Annotated in this window: 22 protein-coding genes, 1 tRNA gene and 2 rRNA genes; 23 read left to right on the top strand and 2 right to left on the bottom strand. The window is 32.3% G+C overall.

The window, feature by feature from the left end:
• Nucleotide 1: 1 nt before the first annotated feature.
• The 20 genes from BN2409_RS00515 (at nucleotide 2) to BN2409_RS00425 (ending at nucleotide 19,047) form a co-directional block, all read left to right on the top strand.
• Nucleotides 2-1,024 carry a polysaccharide biosynthesis protein gene (locus tag BN2409_RS00515; RefSeq protein ID WP_053954709.1) on the top strand — a complete coding sequence of 341 codons (1,023 nt, stop codon included), beginning with the start codon at nucleotides 2-4 and terminating at the stop codon, nucleotides 1,022-1,024.
• Nucleotides 1,024-2,133, top strand: a complete 1,110-nt coding sequence (locus tag BN2409_RS00510) for a capsular polysaccharide biosynthesis protein CapF (protein WP_053954708.1) — start codon at nucleotides 1,024-1,026, stop codon at nucleotides 2,131-2,133. Before BN2409_RS00515 ends, BN2409_RS00510 begins: the two co-directional genes overlap by 1 nt.
• Nucleotides 2,134-2,140: 7 nt before the next feature.
• On the top strand, nucleotides 2,141-3,133 hold the full coding sequence (locus BN2409_RS00505; protein WP_053954707.1) for a glycosyltransferase: 993 nt from the start codon (nucleotides 2,141-2,143) through the stop codon (nucleotides 3,131-3,133).
• Between the two features lie 214 nt (nucleotides 3,134-3,347).
• Entirely contained in the window at nucleotides 3,348-4,688 is a 1,341-nt protein-coding gene (locus BN2409_RS00500) for an O-antigen polymerase (RefSeq protein ID WP_053954706.1), read from the top strand.
• Entirely contained in the window at nucleotides 4,675-6,183 is a 1,509-nt protein-coding gene (locus BN2409_RS00495) for a hypothetical protein (protein ID WP_053954705.1), read from the top strand. The genes BN2409_RS00500 and BN2409_RS00495 overlap by 14 nt, the downstream gene beginning before the upstream one ends.
• Complete coding sequence (locus BN2409_RS00490; RefSeq protein ID WP_053954704.1) at nucleotides 6,180-7,694, top strand: lipopolysaccharide biosynthesis protein; 1,515 nt, start codon at nucleotides 6,180-6,182, stop codon at nucleotides 7,692-7,694. Before BN2409_RS00495 ends, BN2409_RS00490 begins: the two co-directional genes overlap by 4 nt.
• Nucleotides 7,695-7,714: 20 nt before the next feature.
• Nucleotides 7,715-8,701: a UDP-glucose 4-epimerase GalE gene (galE, locus tag BN2409_RS00485; protein ID WP_053954703.1), complete on the top strand. Its 987-nt coding sequence runs from the start codon at nucleotides 7,715-7,717 to the stop codon at nucleotides 8,699-8,701.
• A 215-nt stretch (nucleotides 8,702-8,916) separates the two neighbouring features.
• Nucleotides 8,917-10,758, top strand: coding sequence for a polysaccharide biosynthesis protein (locus BN2409_RS00480; RefSeq protein WP_053954702.1), 1,842 nt, complete (start codon nucleotides 8,917-8,919; stop codon nucleotides 10,756-10,758).
• Nucleotides 10,759-10,798: 40 nt separating this feature from the next.
• The gene (locus tag BN2409_RS00475; RefSeq protein ID WP_053954701.1) at nucleotides 10,799-12,115 is read left to right on the top strand and encodes a glucose-6-phosphate isomerase; all 1,317 of its coding nucleotides are present in this window, start codon (nucleotides 10,799-10,801) and stop codon (nucleotides 12,113-12,115) included.
• Nucleotides 12,116-12,300: 185 nt separating this feature from the next.
• Nucleotides 12,301-12,777, top strand: a complete 477-nt coding sequence (locus BN2409_RS00470) for a VanZ family protein (RefSeq protein WP_110942855.1) — start codon at nucleotides 12,301-12,303, stop codon at nucleotides 12,775-12,777.
• Entirely contained in the window at nucleotides 12,770-12,982 is a 213-nt protein-coding gene (locus tag BN2409_RS00465) for a hypothetical protein (protein WP_053954700.1), read from the top strand. Before BN2409_RS00470 ends, BN2409_RS00465 begins: the two co-directional genes overlap by 8 nt.
• Nucleotides 12,983-13,035: 53 nt before the next feature.
• On the top strand, nucleotides 13,036-13,236 hold the full coding sequence (locus tag BN2409_RS00460) for a hypothetical protein (RefSeq protein WP_053954699.1): 201 nt from the start codon (nucleotides 13,036-13,038) through the stop codon (nucleotides 13,234-13,236).
• A gap of 255 nt (nucleotides 13,237-13,491) precedes the next feature.
• The gene (locus BN2409_RS00455) at nucleotides 13,492-14,046 is read left to right on the top strand and encodes a sigma-70 family RNA polymerase sigma factor (protein WP_053954698.1); all 555 of its coding nucleotides are present in this window, start codon (nucleotides 13,492-13,494) and stop codon (nucleotides 14,044-14,046) included.
• A 61-nt stretch (nucleotides 14,047-14,107) separates the two neighbouring features.
• Nucleotides 14,108-14,335: a DUF1659 domain-containing protein gene (locus BN2409_RS00450; protein ID WP_053954697.1), complete on the top strand. Its 228-nt coding sequence runs from the start codon at nucleotides 14,108-14,110 to the stop codon at nucleotides 14,333-14,335.
• A 16-nt stretch (nucleotides 14,336-14,351) separates the two neighbouring features.
• Nucleotides 14,352-14,564: a DUF2922 domain-containing protein gene (locus BN2409_RS00445; protein ID WP_053954696.1), complete on the top strand. Its 213-nt coding sequence runs from the start codon at nucleotides 14,352-14,354 to the stop codon at nucleotides 14,562-14,564.
• A gap of 47 nt (nucleotides 14,565-14,611) precedes the next feature.
• Nucleotides 14,612-14,755, top strand: coding sequence for a YvrJ family protein (locus BN2409_RS16650; protein WP_110942853.1), 144 nt, complete (start codon nucleotides 14,612-14,614; stop codon nucleotides 14,753-14,755).
• 140 nt (nucleotides 14,756-14,895) lie between these two features.
• Nucleotides 14,896-15,810: a UTP--glucose-1-phosphate uridylyltransferase GalU gene (gene galU, locus BN2409_RS00440; protein ID WP_053954695.1), complete on the top strand. Its 915-nt coding sequence runs from the start codon at nucleotides 14,896-14,898 to the stop codon at nucleotides 15,808-15,810.
• A 167-nt stretch (nucleotides 15,811-15,977) separates the two neighbouring features.
• Nucleotides 15,978-17,135, top strand: a complete 1,158-nt coding sequence (locus tag BN2409_RS00435) for a hypothetical protein (RefSeq protein WP_053954694.1) — start codon at nucleotides 15,978-15,980, stop codon at nucleotides 17,133-17,135.
• A 207-nt stretch (nucleotides 17,136-17,342) separates the two neighbouring features.
• A complete protein-coding gene (pyrF, locus tag BN2409_RS00430; RefSeq protein ID WP_053954693.1) occupies nucleotides 17,343-18,281 on the top strand; it encodes an orotidine-5'-phosphate decarboxylase in 939 nt (312 codons plus the stop codon).
• A gap of 10 nt (nucleotides 18,282-18,291) precedes the next feature.
• Nucleotides 18,292-19,047, top strand: a complete 756-nt coding sequence (locus BN2409_RS00425; protein WP_053954692.1) for a dihydroorotate dehydrogenase electron transfer subunit — start codon at nucleotides 18,292-18,294, stop codon at nucleotides 19,045-19,047.
• 3 nt (nucleotides 19,048-19,050) lie between these two features.
• Here the strand turns inward: BN2409_RS00425 and BN2409_RS00420 are convergent, their stop codons facing one another.
• Together BN2409_RS00420 and BN2409_RS00415 are read right to left on the bottom strand one after the other, a co-directional pair.
• On the bottom strand, nucleotides 19,051-19,431 hold the full coding sequence (locus BN2409_RS00420) for a DUF4363 family protein (protein WP_053954691.1): 381 nt from the start codon (nucleotides 19,429-19,431) through the stop codon (nucleotides 19,051-19,053).
• A gap of 6 nt (nucleotides 19,432-19,437) precedes the next feature.
• Nucleotides 19,438-20,115, bottom strand: a complete 678-nt coding sequence (locus BN2409_RS00415) for a YetF domain-containing protein (RefSeq protein ID WP_053954690.1) — start codon at nucleotides 20,113-20,115, stop codon at nucleotides 19,438-19,440.
• Between the two features lie 254 nt (nucleotides 20,116-20,369).
• Between BN2409_RS00415 and BN2409_RS00410 the strand changes: the two genes are divergently transcribed.
• The 3 genes from BN2409_RS00410 to BN2409_RS00400 form a co-directional block, all read left to right on the top strand.
• Nucleotides 20,370-21,897: ribosomal RNA gene (locus tag BN2409_RS00410) — 16S ribosomal RNA — on the top strand.
• A gap of 54 nt (nucleotides 21,898-21,951) precedes the next feature.
• Nucleotides 21,952-22,028, top strand: a tRNA-Ile gene (locus tag BN2409_RS00405).
• 48 nt (nucleotides 22,029-22,076) lie between these two features.
• Nucleotides 22,077-22,237: ribosomal RNA gene (locus BN2409_RS00400) — 23S ribosomal RNA — on the top strand; the annotation flags it as partial.

Here is a 22,237-nt window from a genome sequence, read left to right as displayed (position 1 = left end):
TATGTTCAATAATAAAACATTATTAATAACTGGTGGAACAGGTTCTTTTGGGAATGTAGTACTAGAAAAATTTTTAAATACGGATATTAAGGAAATTAGAATTTTTTCTCGGGATGAAAAAAAACAGGATGATATGAGGAGATATTATCAGAATGAAAAGATAAAGTATTATATTGGGGATGTTAGGGATATTTCAAGTTTGAGAAATGCAATGCATAATGTGGACTATATTTTTCATGCAGCAGCTTTAAAGCAAGTGCCTTCATGTGAGTTTTTTCCTATAGAAGCTGTAAAAACTAATGTTATGGGGACTGATAATGTATTAACTGCTGCAATAGAGGCAGGTGTAAAAAAAGTAATTTGTTTATCAACTGATAAAGCAGCTTATCCTGTAAATGCTATGGGGATATCTAAAGCATTAATGGAAAAGACTTTTATTGCAAAATCTAGAACTGTCTCACCGGATAGAACTTTAATATGCGGTACAAGATATGGTAATGTTATGGCTTCTAGAGGATCAGTTATTCCATTATTCATTGAACAGATAAAGAGTGGACAGCCAATTACGGTTACAGACCCTAAAATGACAAGGTTTATTATGAGCTTAGAGGATGCGGTTGATTTAGTTATTTATGCATTTGAAAATGCAGAAACTGGTGATATTATGGTTCAAAAATCACCATCATGCTATATTGGAGATTTAGCTCAAGCACTTACGGAACTCTTTAAAGTTGACAATGAAGTTAAAGTGATAGGTACACGACATGGTGAAAAAAGGTATGAAGTGTTGTTAACAAAGGAAGAGGCAGCAAAAGCTATTGATAAAGGTAATTTTTATAGAATACCTGCTGATAATAGAGATTTAAATTATGAAAAATATTTAGAGCAAGGGTCACCAAAGATAACTTTATCAGATGAGTATAACTCGAATAATACCAGAATATTAACTGTTGCTGAGATTAAAGAACGCTTGTTGACTTTAGAAGAAATTAGAGAAGAACTATGCAACTGGGAGGCTAGATAATGAAAATATTAGTCACTGGGGCAAAGGGGTTTATAGGGAAAAATTTAATAGCAGAGCTTAAGAACAGAAAATACGATGATATTTTTAAGTATGAGAGAGATTCAGATCCTGCACTCCTTGATAAGTATTGTAATGAAGCTGATTTTGTATTTCATCTTGCAGGAATAAATCGCTCAAAGAATCAATTAGAGTTTATGGAGGGAAACTTTGGATTTACTTTAGATTTATTAGATACGTTAAAGAAGCATAAGAATAATTGTCCAGTAATGATTTCTTCATCTATTCAAGCAGAACTAGATAATCCTTATGGTGAAAGTAAAAAGGCAGGAGAAGATCTATTATTTAACTATAGCAAAGAAACCGGAGCAAAAGTGCTTGTTTATAGATTTCCTAATGTGTTTGGTAAATGGGCTAGGCCTAACTATAATAGTGTTGTTGCGACGTTTTGTCACAACATTGCGCATGACTTATCGATACAAGTGAACGATCCAAGCGTTGTAATGAATCTTGTTTATATCGATGATGTAGTAAATGAGCTGATTAATGCTTTAGAAGGTAATGAGGCTCAAATAGAAGAATTTTGTGAAGTACCGGTAGTACATACTATAACTCTAGGAGAGATAGTGGATTTGATTTATTCATTTAAGAAGAGTAGAGAAGAACGGTCAGTTCCAGACATGTCCGATGTTTTTACAAAAAAACTCTACAGTACATATTTGAGTTATTTACCTGAAGATCAATTTAGTTACTACTTAAAGATGAATGTAGATCAGAGAGGATCCTTCACAGAATTCTTAAAGACTACAGATAGAGGACAAGTTTCTGTAAACATATCAAAACCAGGCATTATAAAAGGAAATCACTGGCACCATACGAAGAATGAGAAGTTTTTAGTTGTAAGCGGTAAAGGTGTTATTCGTTTTAGAAAAATTGATTCTGAAGAAGTGTTGGAGTACTTCGTGAGTGGAGAAAAGATGGAAGTCGTGGATATACCAACAGGTTATACACATAATATTGAAAACTTGGGAGATACAGATATGGTAACTATTATGTGGGCAAATGAGTCCTTTAATCTAGAAAAACCTGATACTTACTTTTGGGAGGTATAAAGAGGAAATGATAAAACCTATTATATCTATTGTAGTACCTATATATAAGGTAGAAGACCTTATATATAGATGCGTAAAGAGTTTAATAAATCAAACTTTTGATAACATAGAAATAATATTAGTTGATGATGGAAGTCCTGATAATTGTCCCAAAATGTGTGATGAGTATGCCAAAGAAGATTCTAGAATTACTGTCATACATAAATCTAATGGAGGACTATCAGATGCCAGAAACGCAGGATTAAAAGCTGCAAAAGGTGATTATGTATTATTTGTTGATTCTGATGATTATATCGAATTAGATTCATGTGAAAAGTTTGTAAATACAATTGGAAATGAAAAAGTGGATATTGTAGTTGCAGGGGCTAAAAAAATAATTGGAGAAAAAATATCCTTAATGCAACCATCACAAGAGACAATTAACAAGCAGTATAAAGGGTCAGACTACTTGGAAATTGAACTTAGAAATCTTAATGCTAAAATGGCAGTATGGTTAAATTTATATAGACGGAAATTTTTATTAGAGAATAATTTTTTATTTAAAGTAGGTCTATTACATGAGGATGAGCAATGGACTCCTAGAGTTTTTTTAAAGTCAAAGAATATTATAGTGTTAGGATATGAATTCTATAACTATATAATAAGAGATGATTCAATATCAAAAGCAAAGGATTTTACAAAAAATGCTGAACATATCATTTCTATAGTTAACGAGCTTTTACCTATTTATAAAGAACTTGATGATAAAGAATTGAAATTGCTTTTGAATGATTACCTAGTAAGCATATATTTATTTGCATTTAAAAAAGGAAAATTACATTTATATGGAAGTAATTATACGAATAAAAAATTTGTTTTTTCTTGTTCTAAAAGAACAAAAAACAAAATTCAATCTATTTTTTATGTTTTTAGTCCAATACTATTTGTTAAGTGTTGTGAAGTAATTGATTTTCTTAAAACAAGATTCATGGTTAGTGAATATGAACATAAAAGATATTGAATGCATAATTTACAGATAATGAAAAACAACTACCGACAACGATGTTTTGAATACTAATTTACGATATAATATTTTCGAAGTCACTTAATATTGTAATTTAGGTAATAGAGGATGTTTCTTAGTGAAAAAGATAGTTTAGATATACTTATGAGCTAAGTTGTTTAAAAATATTAATAGATTAATAAATGGTTGAATAATAAAGGAGAATAATTAGATGAGTATTCTTATTTTAGTGTCCTCTATATTGATGATTTTCTTAGCAAAAATTGTTATAAGAAAAGGCATCGAAAGAGATTTAATATATATATATTTAATTTGGTGGGGGGGATGGTCTTTCTACTCCACTTTTAACCCGCATGAGATGTATAAGGTGTCATCTTTCACTTATGCACTAGTTTTGATTCATATGTGGTCATTCTTTATTGGATTTTTAATTCATAAAAGATCAAAGATAATGATTACTGAATACTCCGTTCTAGATTTGGAAAAAAGTTTTGACAGGTATTTTATTAATAATAAAACATATAAAATAGTAACAACATTGGTACTTGTTTTACTGACATACTATTTGTACAGATATAATCTTTTACTCTCAATTTACGGGATTTTAGAATCAAGAAGCCTTAGATATGGTGTAGGAGGTGTATTTTCAACAGCAGTTGAAGCACACTGTTTTAATTACATTATTTCTGCTTTTATTTATATTAATATGTCTGTATGTGCATTCTCCACCCTATTTAAAAGGATTAAAACTTATTCATTTTATGTTTCCTTGATGAATGTTCTATTTTTTTCAGGTATTGGAGCGGGTAGAGGAACAATAGTTGCTTTATTACTGTTTTTCTTTTTTGCATTCATAGCGCACAAAAATTTTTATCAGTCTAAGAAATTGAGTTTTAATCCCAAAAGATTAATAATACTTGTGGCATCAGTACTGATATTTTTTTCGTATATGATGTATTTAACAGCAACAAGGATGGGATATAAAGAACTAACATATGATATTTTTAATAAAGTAATTCAATCATTGTTTTCTCAAGTAGGTACTTATGTTATTGGAGCGTTTAGAGCACTTGATTATGTAATTCAAGGAAACTTATTTAATGAGGATATTTTTTGGGGAAGAGCAACTTTAGCTTGGATAGACCAATTAATTGGTAGTTTTTTGAATCTATTTGGATTAAATTATAGAGTAGCGAATTATTATATAGATAATATAACGAAGCAAACCATAAGAATTGGAGCTAATCACAATCACAATGCCCTATACACTCAAATTTTAAGATTTTATTTAGATTTTAGATTAGTTGGAGTCATACTACTATCTTGCATATTTGGGTATTATTTTCATAAAACGCTTTTGAATTATCTAAAAGAGTGTACAATACAAAATATGATGATTTCAATGATTGTATTTGATGCTGTAATAAGAGGGATTATGAATTTTCAGCTAAGTACACCTGCACCAATTTTAGCGATAATTATTTTATTCTTATGGAACAAGAAGAATAAGGGTTTTAAGAATAGGAGAGGAATATATTTTGAAAAGAATTAGGGGCCTTTTAACAGATTATTTTTGTGATAGTTATAATATAGATGATGATTTTGAATTTGTTATTGAAACAATTAATGCACGTGAGTTGATTGTTCCTGAGAGAATTGACTTAGTAGCGAAATATAAATATGTTGAATTTTATGAAAAAGGTTACAAAGTAAATTTTATAAAAGAATTATATAAAGCTCATGTTGAAGCTTTTACCATGGGTAAATACGAGGAACCAGGAAATAAAAAGAAAAATTCAATTGATATTTTCTTTCAGGATTTTCATGAGACAATTGAGAGTATAAAGTCTTGTGGATTTGATGAAACTATATCAGTTATACCAGTCGGGAAAAGCAATGCTATTTTAGATGGTGCACATCGTGTTGCGATAGCAGCTTATTTCAATATGGATATTTCTATAATTAGATTTGAACATATAGGAGTGCAATATGATATTAATTTTTTTAAGAGAAGGTTATTGGATGAAAAATATTTAAATTATTTGATAACTCAATACACAAAGATTAAGAATAATGTTTATGTAGCATGCATATGGCCTAAAGCGAGCAATAGGGAATCAAGAGACTTAGCTGATAAATTAATTAATAAATCAACGAAAGTTATATCAAAACATAATACTGTTTTAAATTATCAAGGTCTTAAAAACCTGATGAGTCAAATTTATTCTCATCAAGATTGGATTGGAACTTATGAAAATAATTTTAAGGGGGTTGATAATAAAGCTATTAAATGCTATGAAAAAGGTGCGCCATTACTTCTATATACTTTTGAGTGTGAGAGTTTAATAAAAGTATTAGAATTAAAAGAAAAAGTACGAGACATTTTTAAAATTGAAAATCATTCTATTCATATAACAGATAATTCTGAAGAATCTTATCAGTTAACTTCACTACTGTTGAATAGAAATTCAATTGAATATTTAAATGTTGGACAGCCATGTAAATATACTAGCTTTGTTACAAAGTTGAAAAATTTAAAAGAGCAACTGAATACTTTTAAATTAGATAATGAAAATTTAGTCATAGACTCAAGTAGCGTCATGGCTTTATATGGACTCAGAAATGCAGAAGACATTGATTATTTGTCAATAGACGAAAGTTTTAATAAGCTCAATAGCAATGTAGTAGGCAACCATAATGAATATATTAAGTTTTATGGTGATAATCTAGAAAATATTATTTTTGATCCGACGAATTTTTTTATCTATAATGATTTAAAATTTACGAAATTAGAGTTAGTGAAGCAATTCAAAATTAATAGAAATGAGAATAAAGACAAGTTAGATATTGATCTAATTAATTCGATTACTCACAATGAGCGAAAACTAAGGATTGTAGCTATTAATATTATATTCAAAGTGAGACTTTTTCATCGAAATACAAGTTATGTTTTTAAACAAATATTTTTCAAAACTTTAAAAAAAATAAATTGCTATAATTTTTTTAGGAGTATATATCGCAATTTGAAGGGAATAAGAAGAGAATGATTGAAACTTCTAGAAAGAAAAATTCAATTCGAAATATGGGTGTTGGAATAGTTAGTCAATTTATCATATTAGCAATATCCTTCGTGCATAGAACTTTTTTTATTAGGTATCTAGGTGCAGATTATTTAGGTGTTAATGGATTATTGTCAAACATCCTTACGGTACTTTCTTTAGCAGAATTAGGGCTAGGAAATGTTATGATTTATAGTTTGTACTCTCCATTAGCAAAGCAAAACTGGGACGTTGTATCAGGTTTACTTAGGTATTTTAGAAAAATCTATTATAAAATAGCATTTTCAATTTTAATTTTAGGATTATGTCTTATTCCTTTTTTAAGTACTTTTATTAATAGTGAGTTAAATCGAAATAGTATAATAGTTTATTATCTTCTTTTTTTAATCAATTCAGTATCATCATACCTTATAGTATACAAAACAACATTGATAAATGCAGATCAAAAAATTTATAAATTGAAAATTGTAAATGCTGTTGTTATAGTTGGAAGAGATTTATTACAAATTTTTGTGATTGTATATTATAATAGCTATTTTTTATTTTTAGTTGTAATGATTTTTTTTACTATTTTGAATAATATAATTAACAATTTCATTACGAATAAGTTATATCCCAATATCACAAATAATAGTCATGAAGTAGACATTAGAGACCTTAATATTTTGGAAAAAATCAAATCGATGTTCTTATATAAAATTGGTGTAGTTGTTATGAATAACACAGACAATATATTAATTTCTTCGATTGTAGGTACTATATATGTGGGTTACTACTCTAATTATGGGTTAATTGTGATGGCAATAACAACCTTTATAAATGTAATAATTCAGGGTTTGTTTTCTAGCATAGGGAATTTAAATGCAGAAAACAATAATGAAAAATCATATGAATTTTTTAGAATACTTGTAGTGTTTTTTCAATGGATAAGTGCATTTTGTTCTGTCTCTTTTTTCTTGCTATTTGATGATTTCATATCTTTATGGATTGGTTCAGAATATATTCTTGAATACTCTGTTTTAGTTGCCATAGTGTTCAATTTTTACATTCAGAATATTATAAATCCTGTTTGGATATACAGAGAAACTATGGGGTTATTTAATGAAATAAAATTCACGATGCTAGTTGCTGCTTTCATAAACATTGTTTTGTCGATAGTGTTAGGAATGCTGTATGGAATGGCAGGAATATTATTTTCAACAATGATATCAAGAGCTTTAACAACAATATGGTATGAGCCAAGGATACTTTTCAAAAGCAAATTCAATAAAAGTGTTTGGAATTATTGGAAATTACAAATCAAATACGTATTTATTACTCTGATTAGTGCGTTAACATCAATTTTAATAGTTGGATTTTATGTATCTGTTACTTCCATTGGAGGAATAATAATGAAAGGAATTGTAATTTTTATAACTGTAACTACTGTATTTATACTTTTATCTTTTAGGTCAAAAGAGTTTAGGGATATCAAGAAGTATTTAATTAGAATTTTATAATTACAAGGAGGTGACCAACCATGCCAATACTAATAACAGGAGGAGCTGGTTTCATAGGCAGCCATACAGTGAAATACTTTCAAAACCAGAATGAAGAAATCATCGTTGTAGATAATCTGCAAAGTGGCCATGAAGCGGCTATTAATGTGGATCATCTCTACAAGATTGATATTAGAGATAAAGATGAGCTAGATAAGGTCTTTAAGAAACATAATATCGAAGCAGTAATTCACTTTGCTGCGAATTCCCTTGTAGGCGAGAGTATGGAAAAGCCATATGAATATTATCATAACAATGTATTTGGGATGATGTGTCTACTAGATATTATGAGAGAAAATAATGTAGATAAGATTGTATTTTCTTCTACAGCAGCTATATATGGAGAGCCAAAGAACATTCCAATCATGGAATCAGATGAGACAAGACCAACCAATACCTATGGTGAGACAAAGCTTGCTATGGAAAAAATGATGAAATGGTTTGACCAGGCTTATGGGACAAAGTATGTGTCACTTAGATATTTCAATGCCGCTGGTGCGGATGAGATTGGGACTATTGGAGAAGATCATCATCCTGAAACACATCTCATTCCACTTATTCTTCAAGTTCCTATTGGAAAGCGTGATAAGATTTATATGTTTGGAGATGACTATCCAACTGAAGACGGTACGTGTGCAAGAGATTATATTCATGTAATGGATCTTGCCTCAGCTCATTATCAAGCATTAGAGTATTTGAGAAATGGTAATGATAGTGACATATTTAACCTTGGAAATGGAAATGGCTACTCAGTTAAGGAAGTAATAGAGACTACAAGAAAATTGACAGGTCATTCAATTCCAGCGGAAATTAAAGAACGAAGAGCAGGTGATCCAGCAGTGTTGATTGCTTCATCTGAAAAAGCGAAAAAGATTTTAGGTTGGAATCCACAATTTAATTCATTGAAAAAAATTATACAAGATGCATGGAATTGGCATAGTAATCATCCTAACGGATATAACAAATAGATTTTTTATGAATTTTTGATATCTATTCTAGTTACTTAGTTTATTAATTTATTGGAGAAAAAAGAGAATGAATCCATAGGATCTATTCTCTTTTTTTATGTAATTGTGAAATGCATTTCTGTAAATCTTTTATTTTTTCTATAATCTATGATAGAATGAAATGGTATATAAACTATTTTAAATAAAATCTAAGTACCCATTTTGGAGTGAGGAATATGTTAAAAAAAATATATAATATCATACTGGTGTTTGCTGATTTAGTATTAATCAATGTAGCTTACATACTTGCTTTTATACTAAGGTTTGATGGAGATTTTATGTATGCAGTAGAGGCTTCTAAGTATGTGGATATTTATCTACACCATTTTGTAACCTTTACTCTCATAAAGCTTGCTGTATTCTATATCTTTGGGCTATACAATAATCTATGGAAGTATGCAAGTGTAGAAGAGCTTATTCAGATTGTTACAACATCCTTTGTAGCAAATACTGCTATCCTAAGCTATACCTTTATTATGCAGCAAAACCTTCCTCGTAGTATTTATATTCTAACCTTTATACTAGATATTATACTCATAGGTGGGATCCGATTTAGCTATAAGGCTATCAATAGAATAAAAAACAGAAACATTTCTAGTAAAAAAGGATTTAAAAGAGTCATGATTATAGGAGCTGGACAAGCTGGGGCTATGATTATCAAAGAATTAAGAATTCATGATGATTTAAAAAGTATTCCTGTAGCTGTTATAGATGATGATGAAAACAAACTTGGTAGAAAGATCAATGGAGTAGCGGTTCTAGGAGATCGCTATCATATTAAAAAAATTGCAGAGAAAAAAAGAATTGATGAAATCATTATAGCGATTCCTTCTTCTTCTAAACAAGAAGTTAAGAGTATTGTAGAGGAATGTAGTAAAACAAAATGCAAATTAAAAATTGTTCCTGGTATTTATGAACTCATTGATGGACAGGTGAGCGTAAAACAAATCAGAGAAGTGGAGATTGAAGATTTGTTGGGAAGAGATCCTGTAAAAGTAAATTTAGAAGAAATTAGTGGATATATAGAAGATAAAGTAGTACTAGTGACTGGTGGAGGAGGGTCTATTGGGTCTGAGTTATGTAGACAGATTGCTCCTTTTCATCCTAAAAAGCTTTTGATTTTAGATATTTATGAAAATAATGCTTATGATATTCAAAATGAATTAAAAAGAAATGATCCAGAGCTAGATTTAAGAGTACTTATTGCATCTATTAGAGATCGTAAAAGAATAGAAGAGATATTTTCTAAATACAAGCCCCAGGTAGTATTTCATGCAGCAGCTCACAAGCATGTACCACTTATGGAGGATAATCCTCAAGAGGCTATAAAAAATAATGTATTTGGTACATTAAACGTGGCAGAATGTGCAGATTATTATGGAGCACAGAAGTTTGTACTCATATCAACAGACAAGGCAGTAAATCCTACCAATGTGATGGGAGCTACCAAAAGAATTACAGAGATGATTGTACAATGTATGAGTAAAAAGAGTAATACGGAGTTTGTAGCCGTTCGATTTGGAAATGTATTAGGAAGCAATGGAAGTGTGATTCCTCTTTTTAAAAAGCAGATTGCAAATGGTGGACCTGTGACTGTTACGCATAAAGAGATTACTAGATATTTTATGACGATTCCTGAGGCTGTACAGCTAGTAATTCAAGCAGGAGCTATGGCAAAGGGTGGAGAGATCTTTGTACTAGATATGGGTGAGCCTGTAAAGATTTTGGATTTAGCGGAGAATCTAATTCGTCTATCAGGTTTTGAGCCTTATGTAGATATTGATATTGAGTTTACAGGACTTAGACCTGGAGAAAAATTATATGAAGAGCTTCTGATGGATGAAGAGGGACTTCAAAATACAAGTCATCATAAGATTTTTATAGGGCAGCCTATTTTTATGGATCATAAAGTATTGATAACAGAGCTGAATAGATTAAAAGAAATATTAATAGATGAAAAAGAAGACCTAAAGGATTATATTGAGCATATGGTACCTACTTATACAAGAACGAGCTGAAGGTAAAAAATAAAGGGGATGAATCAAAGGAGTCTAAGGGATGAAAAAGATAAATTTAGATGCTTCAAAGGTATTTGATTTTGTTAGTAAAGATGAAATCAATATTATAGAGAAAAAAGTAAATCTATGCCATAATATGCTTCATAAAAAGACAGGAAAAGGTAGTGAATATTTAGGATGGGTTGATCTACCAAATACTTTTTCACAAGATGAAATAAAAAAAATTGAAGCTACAGCTAATAAAATTAAAGATCAATCAGATGTTTTTATAGTAGTAGGGGTAGGAGGCTCTTATTTAGGGGCAAGAGCTGCCGTAGGAATGTTAAATCATATTTTTTATAATGAACTTCCTAAAGAAAGAAGAAATGGACCCAAGATCTATTTTGCAGGTTATAATATAAGTTCTGTTTATTTAAAGCATCTAATAGAGATTATCAAAGAAGAGAATGTATCTATCAATGTAATTTCTAAATCAGGGACTACTACAGAGCCTGCTTTGGTATTTAGAATCTTAAAAGAATATATGGAAAATAAATATGGAAAAGAAGAAGCAAGAAAAAGAATTTATGCTACTACAGATGAGAAAAAAGGAGCACTTAGAGAGCTAGCTACAAAAGAGGGCTATGAAACCTTTGTGATTCCAAGAGCTGTAGGAGGAAGGTATTCTGTACTTACCTCTGTAGGATTATTGCCTATGGCTGTATCAGGAATTGATATCAAAGAGGTGATAGAAGGTGCAAAGATTGCATATGATGAACTTTTTACTCCTGTTTTAGAGGATAATCCAGCTTATCAATATGCGGCTATTAGAAATTTATTATATGATAAGGGAAAGACTATAGAGATTATGGCGAGCTTTGAACCAAGTCTATTTTATTTTGGAGAATGGTTTAAGCAGCTCTTTGGAGAAAGTGAAGGAAAATGTGGAAAAGGAATATTTCCTACCTCTATGAATTTTACAACAGATTTACATTCTATGGGACAATACATACAAGAGGGAAGAAAAAATATATTTGAAACAGTACTTTATATTGAAAAGTCTAAAGAAGAAATGATAGTAAAAGAAGATGATGATAATTTAGATCAACTTAATTATGTAGCGGGAAAGTCTTTGGATTTTATCAATCAAAAGGCACTAGAAGGAAGCTTAAATGCTCATTTAGAAGGAAATGTACCTAGTATTGTCATCAATATACCTGAAATATCTCCATTTTATTTTGGTTATATGGTATATTTCTTTGAGAAAGCATGTGGAATGAGTGGGTATTTGTTGGGGGTCAATCCCTTTGATCAACCAGGAGTAGAAGCTTATAAGAATAATATGTTTAAGCTTTTAGGAAAACCAGGATATGACTAGAAGTAGAATTTTGGTGTATGACATGAGCTTTTAAAAGAGAGAATTTATCCTTTGGGATGAGTTCTTTCTTTTCTTATTTTTGGATATAGAATAAAAGTGTTCTTTCTGATAAAATAATAGTGAAAATGGAAGTCATGGTAATAGATATGTAATGTATTAATTTATTGAGAAGGAATTATAAAAACATGTTGAAAACTAAAAAACAAATAGGAATGATGATTTTGTGGATATTAGTAATCTTTTGGATGGCTGTTATTTTTAATTTATCATCCCAAGTATCACATGAATCAAACAAACTAAGCAAGGAAGTCACAAAAGTTATTGTAAAAACAGTGGAAAAAGTTGCTCCCAAGACAGATTTTAATATGAGCAAATTGAATCATATAGTTAGAAAAAATGCACATTTTTTCGCTTATCTAATCCTTGGTATATTGGTTATAAATGCTTTAAGAAGTAGTGGATATAGGAAATTTGGATGGGCTTTGTTGATTTGTGTGGTGTATGCTATATCAGATGAAGTTCATCAAATGTTTGTACCAGGGAGAGGACCAGGTATAAAGGATGTATGTATTGATAGTGCTGGGGCTACTGTTGGAATTGGAATAGCACTACTTTTAATAAATATTTTGAACAGATTTAAAAGGGGGTGTTGGCATGAATGAAATGATACAACAAATATTGGATGAATTAAAAGGTATTAAAGAAGGACAAGACAGAATAGAGAAAAAATTAGATTCTGTTTATGAACATACAGCTAAAATAACAGAAGATATAACTGAAAGTAATATGAAAATTGATAAAATATCTGATGATATGGATTTTATTAAACATAAAGAACAACAAACAGAACAAGATCTAGTTATTTAGTTTATAACTTGTAGAAAAGAGAGAATTTATAATACCGCTGAGGTGGTGAAGGAATGGAAAAAGAATTACTATTAGCAATTAGAGAAATGCTTAAAGAAGAATTTGCTCCCTTGAAAAATGAAATAAAAGAGATGAAAAATAGAATGGATGAAACTTATGAGATCGTGAAAGGCTTAGAACATTCGTCACAAGTGAACAAAGCAGAACATGATAATATGCTAAATGATATAGCATATATTAAAGGAAACGTATAAACAATTAAAAAAGATATGTATAGAGTTGAAGAAGCTACAGCTAATAATTGGGCAGATATTGCAAGACTAAAACAAGTAAAATGATTGAAAGATGGCAATAGAAAAGAGAGAATTTATCCTTTGGGATGAGTTCTTTTTTTTATTTGGAAAGTCAACTTTTACGAGGTTGGCTTTTTTCTTTTTTGCAAATAAGTCTTAATATTTCTATAGACCATGGTACAAAAGAGGACCGGTCCTCCACTTAGGAGGATAATTGTGAATAATATAGATGATTTAGTTAGAATTTGTAAAAAAGAGGATGAATCTATGAAAGAAGAGATATTAAAAAGATTAAGGCCTTTGGTGATTGCTTCTATGAAGAGGTATTTTTATGATGCTAAAAATTTTTCGGATCTTTTGCAGGATGGATATATAAAGATATTGGAGTGTATGGATGATTTTGATGAAGAGAGAAAGGTTCATTTTTTAGGGTATGTAAAGATTCAGCTTAAGTATTTTTATATGGAAAAAAGACGAAAAAGAGTGTATGATATTTCACTTAATACACCTATAGGAGAAGGGGAGGATGAACTCCTTGATTTATTAAAGGATGAGGATATGAATATTGAGAAGGAGCTTTTAGAGACAGAACAATGTATGAGGCTAAAGGATGCATTAAAAGCTCTAAGTCCAAAACAGAAAAAAGTGATGATCTATTATTATGGAAAAGGTATGAATATGAAAAAAATTGCAAAGCTTGAAGGTGTTCATTATCAAAGCATTGTAAAGATAAAGAATAGAGCTATAAAAAAATTAAAAGAAAAATTTTAAAATAAGAGTACTAACTTTTATGAAAAATAATCATCTATATAAGTGAAAGGAGGTGATAAGAATGGCAGTGAACGTAAACCTAGCACCTTCCAAGCTAAAAGTTATTTTTAGCAACGGAGTAGATGAGAATGGAAAGGAGAAAAAAAGAAGTAAAACCTATCCAAATGTAAAACCTACTGCAACAGATGAAGATCTATATAATGTGGCTCTTACACTGATTGATCTTCAAGAAAATGAAGCATTAGAAGTAGGTAGAGTGGATGAAAAAGAAATAAGCCAAGGAGCTTAAAGAAAGGAGGATTTAGATGAGAAGACTAGATATGATTTTTAAAACAACAGAAGGAAAAACAGCAAAAATTTCTGTAGATCATGCAAAAGAGAATTTGACAAAAGAAGAGATACAAAAGGCTATGGAAAGTATTATGAGCAAAAATATATTTTCTGTAAGCAGTGGAGAGCTTGTGGGAGTACATCAAGCAAAGATTGTAACTACAGAAGTAGAAGAGATGATTGTATAATAAAAGGCTTGGGGAGATTTCTCAAGCCTTTTTCATAAGGAGGTAATATGGAGGATCTATATACTTATATAGCAAATTTAGGTTTTCCTATTGCTGTATCTATATATCTTTTGGTACGAATTGAAGGAAAGCTAGATAAGCTAAGTAGTAGCATTCAAGAACTTTCTCATGTGATTGCAAGTCACAAGTAATTTTATAAAGTGAAGAGAAATTACCATTTGAGGTGGTTTCTCTTTTTTGTTTTTTCGTATTATATGATAAAATAAGATGATATATGAAATAAAATATAAAGATCCATTTTGGAGTTGAAATATTTTAGGGGGGCAATTTTATGAAGGTACGTAAAGCTATCATTCCAGCAGCAGGACTAGGAACAAGGTTTTTACCAGCTACAAAGGCACAGCCAAAGGAGATGCTACCAATAGTGGATAAACCAACTCTACAATATATTATAGAAGAGGCTGTAGCATCTGGAATAGAAGAAATTCTAATTATTACAGGGAGAAATAAAAAAAGTATAGAGGATCATTTTGATAAATCTATAGAGCTTGAATTAGAGCTTGAGAAAAAAGGAAAAACAGATCTTTTAGAAGAGGTGCAAAATATTTCTGATATGGTGAATATCCACTACATCCGTCAAAAGGAGCCAAAAGGACTAGGTCATGCTATTCATTGTGCCAAAAGCTTTATAGGAAATGAGCCCTTTGCAGTTTTATTAGGAGATGATATTGTAGATGCAGATACTCCTTGTCTAAAGCAGATGATAGATGTATATAATGAGTATAAAACTACTATTTTAGGAGTACAAACGGTAGCGAATGAAGATGTGGACAAATATGGAATTGTAGATGGAAAGTATATAGAAGATGGAGTATATAAGGTGAAGAATTTGGTAGAAAAGCCAAAGGTAGAGGATGCACCTTCAAATATTGCCATATTAGGAAGATATATTATCACTCCTGAGATTTTTGAAATTTTGGAGAATACTACTCCAGGAGCAGGTGGAGAGATTCAGCTGACAGATGGATTAAAAACTTTATCAGAAAGTCAAGCCATGTATGCATATACCTTTAGTGGAAAAAGATATGATGTAGGAAATAAACTTGGATTTTTGCAAGCTACCATTGAGTTTGCTCTAAAAAGAGAAGATATTAAAGATGATTTTAAAGCATACTTAAGAGAACTAATGACCAATGGAATATTGAAGGAAGTATGTTTAGAAGTTGCAGCAAGTTGTGAAGAATAGATAATGTATAAAGACAGTCTTAATCTTATGGATTGAGGCTTTTTTCTTATATCCATTGTTTTATTTTTATAAAAATACTATAATTACTATGAAAGATAATCTAAATAAAATGAATATTGATTTACAAAATTGACCGGAAGGTTTGATAGAAATAAAAGGAGAATGGAATGAACAAAAGTAGACTGAAAGTAATCAAAGGAACACAGAAAAAATTAGAAAAACATAAATATAAGTTTGTAAGTGCACATGTGACCAATACAAGACTTATGGGGGTTATGGGTCTTAGGATCAAGTGGAAAAATGAAGAGGAAGAAATATTTTATCAATTTTTTCATTTAGATTCTGAAGAATTTGGACTAGATGATTACAAAAGTGTGATGGGAGAACAAACTTATCAAGTACAAAAAATTATGGCAAGTATGATGGGGGGATTAGGAGGTAGATTAATTTCTTTAACGAAAAAACAAGCGCTCTATTTAGTACAAGAATTTATAGATAAAAATAAGAATTGGCAAGAACCTCTGCCCGAGCCAGAAGAAGAGTATTTATTTCTTGTTGATAAAAAGATTGTTTTATCAGAAGAAGAAACAAAGAATCTGTGGGATAAAATTTGTGAACCTATAGAGAGTGTGACACAACTGATTCATTATTTTGTTATGAGAGGGGTAGGAATGGATCAGATAGGAATGGATTATTTATCTACAAAGGATCTAGGTTATATGCCAGTAGATAGACCTTCAGCACTTATTAAAAATACGATTGAAAAAATAGAACATAACAAGGAAGTATCCTACATGACAGAGTCGTTAATCGATGTAGAGGATCATTATGAAATGGTCATTTCAGAGATTAAAGTAGATGAAGAAAGCTGTAAAATTATAGATGCTGTTATTCAATCTAATATGCGTATTACAATGACAGAGGCTGCCTTTACTTTGACTAGAAGAGAATATTTACTTGTATATGATGTAGAAGATTTGATAGAGATGATTAGTATATTAGATGAAGAGAAGATGCACGCTATGAAACATAGTTATCCTTCAGGATACTTATATACAGAGTTTTATCCTACCAATGATCACGTGAAACAAGAGACCTATTATTTAAATGGAGATGTATATGGAGTGTATTATATTACATTGGCCCATCAATTTGTAGTTGCTTGTTATAATGAAAAGAATTTAAAAGAAATACAAAGGGAATTTGGAAAGAAAAAATGGGCAACTTACCTTGATTTTAGAGAAAGAATAGAGGTAGACCATTCTTTGATTTATGAATTTGTACACAGTGAATATGATAATATATTTGATTTTTTGGAAAAATAAATAGAATTGACAACTGACTTTTTTATGTGATATGATAATAAAAATCTATATAGCCTTTAACTTGGTCCAGAGAGGCCAAAAAGGAGAAAATAACGAGATCTTTGTTTAAAATAGGATCATTCTAACCTTTTGCCTCTAGCAAAAGGTTTTTTTGTGCGAATTTTTTATGATAATTTTAGGCAAATTACTATAAAAGGAGGAGTTAATATGTTTATAGATGAATTGATTGAAAAAATTAAACAAAAAAGAAGTAATGTAGTGGTAGGGTTAGATCCAAGAATTGAATCTATTCCAAGTATGATAAAAGAAAAATATTTTCAAGAGTATGGAAAAAATCTAAAAGCGGTATCTCTAGCCATATTAGAGTTTAATAAAACAATCATTGATCATGTATATGATTTGGTTCCTGCAGTGAAGCCTCAAATTGCATTTTATGAACAATATGGGATAGAAGGGCTAGATACTTATATAAAAACATGTGATTATGCAAAAGAAAAGGGATTGCTTGTTATAGGAGATATTAAAAGAGGAGATATAGGAACAACTTCTAAAGCTTATTCAAATGCCCATATAGGAGATATAGATATAGAAGGAGAAAAATTTAAAACCTTTCAAGTAGATGCCATAACTGTCAGTCCTTATTTAGGTGGAGATAGTATGGATGAGTTTATGGGAGATATCAAAGAAAAAGGAAAAGGGATGTTTGTACTTGTCAAGACTTCTAATAAAGGATCTGGACAATTACAAGATCTGGAAGTAGAGGGCAGGAAAATTTATGAAGTAGTTGCAAATATGGTAGAGGATTTTAGTCAAGAAACTTTAGGAAGTTATGGCTATGGACAGGTAGGAGCAGTGGTGGCAGCAACTTTTCCTGAACAAGCTAAAAAGCTTCGAAAAATTATGAAAACTTCTTATTTACTAGTACCAGGATACGGAGCACAAGGAGGTACTGCAAAGGATATTATAGATTGTTTTAATGAAGATGGATTAGGAGCTATCATCAATTCTTCAAGAGGAATTATATTTGCTTATAAAAAGGATGGATATAGGGAAGAAAATTATGGGGAAGCAGCAAGATGTGAAACTATTAAAATGATGAATGACATTAATCATACTTTAGAAGAAAACAACAAAAAATTTTGGTAGGAGGGATAGAATGAAGAAAGCTGTAATTTGTAAAATATTAAAAAATAAAGAGATTGCCAAAGATATTTATGAAATTTTTATTGAGAAAAAGGGTACTCTTGTAGATAGTAAAGCTGGACAGTTTCTTCATATCAAATGTGATAGTCAAGGATCATTATTAAGACGCCCTATTAGTATTAGTTCTGTAGAAGATGATTCTTTGCGTTTAGTGATAAGACAAGCAGGAAAGGGAACAGAGGAAATTTGCAGAAAAAAAGAAGGAGATTTATTAGATGTTTTAGGTCCTTTAGGAAATGGGTTTTCAATAGATCAAAATGAAAATTCTATTATTATAGGTGGAGGAATAGGGGTAGCTCCTCTACTTCAAGTAGCAAAAGAGATGAATCATAAAAATACAAAGATTTTATTAGGCTATAGGAGTGATCCATATCTTGTAGAGGAATTCAAAAAATATGGACATGTAGAGGTTGCTACAGAAGATGGAAGTAATGGATATAGAGGCTATGTAGTAGATCTTTTAGAAAACATAGCAGATGAAAAAGTTCACAGAGTTTATGCTTGTGGACCAGAAGTCATGCTAAAGGTAGTCCAAAGAATCTGCAAAGAAAAAAATATTTCTTCACAGCTTTCTGTAGAAGAAAAAATGGCTTGTGGAGTGGGAACCTGTCTAGTATGTGTATGCAAACTAAAAAAAGAAAAGAATCCATATGCAACTACATGCAAAGATGGTCCTGTATTTGATGGAGACTTGATTGTATTTGATTGATGATTACAATATATTGGTAAGAGTAAGACCTTCATTTTCTCTTACAATATGAAAAAGCTTTTTTAATGTTCCGATCTCACCAAGAGATAAAGATGTATTCTGGGCATTGATATATTCTCTTGCTTTTGCACTGGCTAAATCAATATTATCAATTTCGTGATGAGGCAGTAGGATAGACCATGTATTTCTCGTACGACTCCATTTTTTATGAACTTCTTCAAATTCATGGGAAGCATTGGCCCAATCATTTTTATGAATGCTCTCTATGATTTTATCTAAAGAATTTATGAAAGAATATGATGTATTTTCAACACGATCATAGACAAAGAACCATCCTCCTACAATAAAAGACATAATAAGAAGTGAAGCGATGAATACTTTCATAATCAATCATCCTTTGCTTTTTTTATGTACATAAATATTTTTAGAAGCATCTATATAAGAAAAAAGTACTTCTTCTGGATCCTTAACATTATACATGTGAAGTTGATCCATCAACCAATCCTTTGAAACATCAAGCTTTTGGAGATTGTCATATAATATTTGACCATCAATAACTAAAGTAACAGGAAGACCGTCAAAAGGAGCAGCAATGTTTAAATCACCTAATGTAGGCGGCCTTTTTTCAGGTTTTGGAATCACACTTAAATCTCCATTGGTCTCTAATATGGCAAATTCCACATCGGCCATATTCGCATAATCTTTTATTCTTAATTGTTCTACCAAATCATTTATAGTGATACGAAGACGTTTTAATTCTTTTTCATTAATTTTTCCGTGATTGATTAATATGCTTGGTTTACCACATATCAATCTTCTTATTTTTTCGCTTTTTAAATTTAAATAAGAGATGGTGACTTGTAAAAATAAAAGGGTAGATATGGCTATAAATCCATTGATCAAAGGAACACCCGTCTCTTCCATTGGTAAAGATGCAAGCTCTGCAATCATTAAGATGATGACAAGTTCAAAGGGTTGCATTTCACTAAGCTGACCTTTTCCCATTAAGCGAAGGGCAATTAAAACAAATATATATAGTAATAATGTACGAACTAAAATGATAACCATTTATAAAAATCCTTTCATTGATAATATACATTATGTAAGAGTATGACCTATAAAAAGAAAATTTATTCTAAAAAACTTTGTAAAAAGTGTTGACATGTTCGACAAAAAATGCTAAGATGATTAAGTCGTCAAAACAACGGCGGCCTTGAAAAAGAGATTGACCTTTGAAAACTAAACAGCACAAGAAATGACAAGCAAAAACATGCAAAATGCCAAAATGATATTTTGAGCAAGAAGCACAAACCTCGAAGATTTTAATTGAGAGTTTGATCCTGGCTCAGGATGAACGCTGGCGGCGTGCCTAACACATGCAAGTCGAGCGAACAAATTTTTAGGAAGCCTTCGGGTGGAATAAAAAGGAGTTAGCGGCGGACGGGTGAGTAACGCGTGGGCAACCTGCCCTATACAGAGGGATAGCCTCGGGAAACCGGGATTAATACCTCATAAAACTCTAGTATGGCATCATATAGGAGTCAAAGATTTATCGGTATAGGATGGGCCCGCGTCTGATTAGCTAGTTGGTAAGGTAACGGCTTACCAAGGCAACGATCAGTAGCCGACCTGAGAGGGTGATCGGCCACATTGGAACTGAGACACGGTCCAAACTCCTACGGGAGGCAGCAGTGGGGAATATTGCACAATGGGCGCAAGCCTGATGCAGCAACGCCGCGTGAGTGATGAAGGCCTTCGGGTCGTAAAACTCTGTCCTAAGGGAAGAATAATGACGGTACCTTAGGAGGAAGCCCCGGCTAACTACGTGCCAGCAGCCGCGGTAATACGTAGGGGGCGAGCGTTATCCGGAATCACTGGGCGTAAAGGGTGCGTAGGCGGTCAGTAAAGTCTGGGGTGAAAGGCTACGGCTTAACCGTAGTAAGCCTTGGAAACTTACTGACTTGAGTGCAGGAGAGGAGAGCGGAATTCCTAGTGTAGCGGTGAAATGCGTAGATATTAGGAGGAACACCAGTGGCGAAGGCGGCTCTCTGGACTGTAACTGACGCTGAGGCACGAAAGCGTGGGTAGCGAACAGGATTAGATACCCTGGTAGTCCACGCCGTAAACGATGAGTGCTAGGTGTCGGGGGTTACCCCCCTCGGTGCCGCAGTTAACGCAATAAGCACTCCGCCTGGGGAGTACGGTCGCAAGACTGAAACTCAAAGGAATTGACGGGGACCCGCACAAGCAGCGGAGCATGTGGTTTAATTCGAAGCAACGCGAAGAACCTTACCAGGACTTGACATCCTCTGCATTACCCTTAATCGGGGAAATCCCTTCGGGGACAGAGAGACAGGTGGTGCATGGTTGTCGTCAGCTCGTGTCGTGAGATGTTGGGTTAAGTCCCGCAACGAGCGCAACCCTTGTCTTTAGTTGCCAGCACTTTGGGTGGGCACTCTAAAGAGACCGCCGAGGATAACTCGGAGGAAGGTGGGGATGACGTCAAATCATCATGCCCCTTATGTTCTGGGCTACACACGTGCTACAATGGCTGGTACAACGGGTAGCGAAAGAGTAATCTGGAGCCAATCTTAAAAGCCAGTCTCAGTTCGGATTGTGGGCTGCAACTCGCCCACATGAAGCTGGAGTTGCTAGTAATCGCGGATCAGAATGTCGCGGTGAATGCGTTCCCGGGTCTTGTACACACCGCCCGTCACACCATGGGAGTTGGGGGCACCCGAAGTCAGCGATCTAACCGCAAGGAAGAAGCTGCCGAAGGTGAAATCAATAACTAGGGTGAAGTCGTAACAAGGTAGCCGTATCGGAAGGTGCGGCTGGATCACCTCCTTTCTAAGGAGCAAATCATTTCTTGAGCTGTCTAGTTTTGAGAGGTTAACTCTCCATGGGCTTGTAGCTCAGGTGGTTAGAGCGCACGCCTGATAAGCGTGAGGTCGGAGGTTCGAGTCCTCCCAAGCCCACCAATGTACTTTGAAAATTAAACAATGCAAATGAAATGAAATACAATTTCTGGTCAAGTTATTAAGAGCATAGGGCGAATGCCTTGGCACCAGGAGTCGATGAAGGACGTGGTAAGCTGCGATAAGCCACGGGTAGCCGCAAGCAGGCTTTGATCCGTGGATTTCCGAATGGGGAAACCTACCTAGGGTAATACTTAGGTACCCACTACTGA

It is taken from the genome of Inediibacterium massiliense (genome assembly GCF_001282725.1).
In the GTDB taxonomy this organism is placed as follows: domain Bacteria; phylum Bacillota; class Clostridia; order Peptostreptococcales; family Thermotaleaceae; genus Anaerophilus; species Anaerophilus massiliensis.
The sequence above is the reverse complement of the archived record's forward strand: the minus strand, read 5'-3'. Positions and strand labels throughout refer to the sequence as shown.

Excerpts from the sequence above, each read along its gene's own strand:
- BN2409_RS00515 (WP_053954709.1), top strand. The coding sequence starts at position 2 with ATGTTCAATAATAAAACATTATTAATAACTGGTGGAACAGGTTCTTTT.
- BN2409_RS00450 (WP_053954697.1), top strand. The coding sequence starts at position 14,108 with ATGGCAGTGAACGTAAACCTAGCACCTTCCAAGCTAAAAGTTATTTTT.
- BN2409_RS00480 (WP_053954702.1), top strand. The coding sequence starts at position 8,917 with ATGTTAAAAAAAATATATAATATCATACTGGTGTTTGCTGATTTAGTA.
- pyrF (WP_053954693.1), top strand. The coding sequence starts at position 17,343 with ATGTTTATAGATGAATTGATTGAAAAAATTAAACAAAAAAGAAGTAAT.
- BN2409_RS00425 (WP_053954692.1), top strand. The coding sequence starts at position 18,292 with ATGAAGAAAGCTGTAATTTGTAAAATATTAAAAAATAAAGAGATTGCC.
- BN2409_RS00505 (WP_053954707.1), top strand. The coding sequence starts at position 2,141 with ATGATAAAACCTATTATATCTATTGTAGTACCTATATATAAGGTAGAA.
- galU (WP_053954695.1), top strand. The coding sequence starts at position 14,896 with ATGAAGGTACGTAAAGCTATCATTCCAGCAGCAGGACTAGGAACAAGG.
- BN2409_RS00490 (WP_053954704.1), top strand. The coding sequence starts at position 6,180 with ATGATTGAAACTTCTAGAAAGAAAAATTCAATTCGAAATATGGGTGTT.
- galE (WP_053954703.1), top strand. The coding sequence starts at position 7,715 with ATGCCAATACTAATAACAGGAGGAGCTGGTTTCATAGGCAGCCATACA.
- BN2409_RS00460 (WP_053954699.1), top strand. The coding sequence starts at position 13,036 with ATGGAAAAAGAATTACTATTAGCAATTAGAGAAATGCTTAAAGAAGAA.
- BN2409_RS00500 (WP_053954706.1), top strand. The coding sequence starts at position 3,348 with ATGAGTATTCTTATTTTAGTGTCCTCTATATTGATGATTTTCTTAGCA.
- BN2409_RS00470 (WP_110942855.1), top strand. The coding sequence starts at position 12,301 with ATGTTGAAAACTAAAAAACAAATAGGAATGATGATTTTGTGGATATTA.
- BN2409_RS00510 (WP_053954708.1), top strand. The coding sequence starts at position 1,024 with ATGAAAATATTAGTCACTGGGGCAAAGGGGTTTATAGGGAAAAATTTA.
- BN2409_RS00415 (WP_053954690.1), bottom strand. The coding sequence starts at position 20,115 with ATGGTTATCATTTTAGTTCGTACATTATTACTATATATATTTGTTTTA.
- BN2409_RS00435 (WP_053954694.1), top strand. The coding sequence starts at position 15,978 with ATGAACAAAAGTAGACTGAAAGTAATCAAAGGAACACAGAAAAAATTA.
- BN2409_RS00420 (WP_053954691.1), bottom strand. The coding sequence starts at position 19,431 with ATGAAAGTATTCATCGCTTCACTTCTTATTATGTCTTTTATTGTAGGA.
- BN2409_RS00445 (WP_053954696.1), top strand. The coding sequence starts at position 14,352 with ATGAGAAGACTAGATATGATTTTTAAAACAACAGAAGGAAAAACAGCA.
- BN2409_RS00475 (WP_053954701.1), top strand. The coding sequence starts at position 10,799 with ATGAAAAAGATAAATTTAGATGCTTCAAAGGTATTTGATTTTGTTAGT.
- BN2409_RS16650 (WP_110942853.1), top strand. The coding sequence starts at position 14,612 with ATGGAGGATCTATATACTTATATAGCAAATTTAGGTTTTCCTATTGCT.
- BN2409_RS00465 (WP_053954700.1), top strand. The coding sequence starts at position 12,770 with ATGAATGAAATGATACAACAAATATTGGATGAATTAAAAGGTATTAAA.